General features: G+C 41.0%; 3 protein-coding genes. All 3 read right to left on the bottom strand.

What is annotated here, in order from left to right; all coding sequences use genetic code 11:
- On the bottom strand, positions 1-305 hold a 305-nt coding region (locus VE944_RS16920), incomplete at its 3' end, for a cobalamin biosynthesis protein (RefSeq protein ID WP_324979070.1).
- A gap of 37 nt (positions 306-342) precedes the next feature.
- Complete coding sequence (locus VE944_RS16915; RefSeq protein WP_324979067.1) at positions 343-906, bottom strand: Uma2 family endonuclease; 564 nt, start codon at positions 904-906, stop codon at positions 343-345.
- 181 nt (positions 907-1,087) lie between these two features.
- Positions 1,088-1,972: arginine--tRNA ligase (argS, locus tag VE944_RS16910; protein ID WP_324979064.1), on the bottom strand; the 885-nt coding region annotated here is incomplete at its 5' end.

The following is a 1,972-nucleotide window of genomic DNA, read 5'->3' as shown; positions in this document are numbered from 1 at the left end:
GCTGCAAGAATAGCAGCTGCCTCTGCTACGCTAGGTGTACCTACTTTGTGGTCGGTAATTTTGGCAGGGTTGGGGACACAGACAGAGCGAAGGATTTGGGCAGAAAAGGTTTTTAGAGGCAAATTGCGTAGGTTACAAAGTTTTACTAAACCAACTTCTGAGGATTTAGTGTCAATGGTAGCAAAACCTGCGATCGCACTTTGAAAAAGTTGATTTTCTTGAAAGACTTGCTCAATTGCTTGATCAATCAACTGCCATGAGGTTCCCCCTTTACAACCGATTCCTACCCATAAAACCTGTTGCACTTGGTGTATTTCCTTATTTAATTCTTTAGGGTTTGGTTTACTCCAATAGCCAGCCAAATAAATCTCCCACCGTCAGCCTCAACTCACTTGCAAAATCTGGCACAGGGAGTAAAGCTTCTAGTTCATCCAACATAATTGGCTGTTGATTGCGGATGTACACAAATACCGTTTGTTCTTCTGGGTCAATCAGCCAACCCATTTGTGTTTCATAACTCAGGCAATGCAGAATATTTTTTGTAACTTTCGTCTGTCTTTGGTCAGGTGATAGAATCTCGATAGTCCAATCGGGAGCAGCTTTGAAGACGTTGGCAACTTGGCCATTTTCATCACGAGGAATTCTTTGCCAAGTAAATACCGCTACATCTGGCACTATTGACCTTCCACCAAAAGTACACCGCAATTCTGGAAAAGCACGAGCAATTCGCTTGGGCTTGACCGTTAAGTTGACAGTGCAAATCATTTCACCTCGGATTGTACTATGCTTCCCCTGTGGCATAGGCTTTTGAATAATTTGACCATCCATGTATTCACTAGCGGGTTTCGTTTCTGGTAAAATTAGAAACTCCGACAAAGTTATGTTTTTAGATGATGTCCGTACCATTTGCGATCGCCTCCAAGGACTTCCAATTAAAAAAATAATCAATCGTCGTTGTGTATGCAGGGGAGCAGGGGAAAATAAAAATATCATCTGAATAAATTGGGTAATTTATTCTCTGGAAGTCCCCCAACAAAACCCTTTCTTCCAACTCCATCAATTACGAATTACGAATTACGAATTAGTCTTACATCCTTTCCAAAACCTGAATTCCCAATAAAGACAATCCCAACTTCAAAGTTCTAGCAGTCAAATCACATAAAACCAAGCGTGATGTCCGTTGCGGTTCTTCAGCCTCTAACACTTGAACTCCCTGATTTCGGTCATAAAACTGATTAAACTTTTTACTCAGTTCATACAAATACTCACATAAACGATTGGGTAGCAAATCTTGCTCTACACTACTAATAACTTCATCCAGTTGAAGTAAATATTTTGCCAGCGCTAACTCTGTTTCATGCTCCAACAAAACAGCATTGTTTCCTAACTCCTTAAAGTTAATATCACCCTTACGGCTAATCCCCTGAATCCGCGCATAAGCATACAGCATATAAGGCGCAGTATTACCTTTGAAATCCAGCATTTTGTCATAGCTGAAAATGTAGCTACTAGTGCGATTTTGGCTTAAGTCTGCATATTTAACTGCACTGATCCCAACTACCCTAGCAACTTCATTAATAAATTCTTCAGTTTCTTGGCGTTCTTCTTCTTGTAATCTGGTTTTTAGATCAGCATGGGCACGAGAAACAGCTTCATCTAATAAATCCCGCAACCGCACAGTATCCCCAGAACGAGTTTTGAACTTTTTACCATCTTCTCCTAACACCAACCCAAAGGGCACATGCACTAATTCCACATCATCAGGAATCCATTCAGCTTTGCGTGCTACTTGGAAAAATTGGGCAAAGTGGTTTCCTTGTCCAGCATCTGTTACATAAATTATCCGCTTTGCTTCATCTTGCTGAATCCGGTAGCGGAGGGATGCTAAATCTGTTGTGGCGTAGTTATAACCGCCATCTGATTTCTGCACAATTAAGGGTAAAGGTTCACCTTCTCTATTTGTAAACCCTTC

Source organism: Nostoc sp., from assembly GCF_035638895.1.
GTDB lineage: Bacteria > Cyanobacteriota > Cyanobacteriia > Cyanobacteriales > Nostocaceae > Nostoc.
This window is presented reverse-complemented; position numbering and strand designations above follow the sequence as displayed.

Bases quoted from the DNA above. Each gene is read 5' to 3' on its own strand.
- VE944_RS16915 (WP_324979067.1), bottom strand. From the start codon at position 906: ATGGTACGGACATCATCTAAAAACATAACTTTGTCGGAGTTTCTAATT.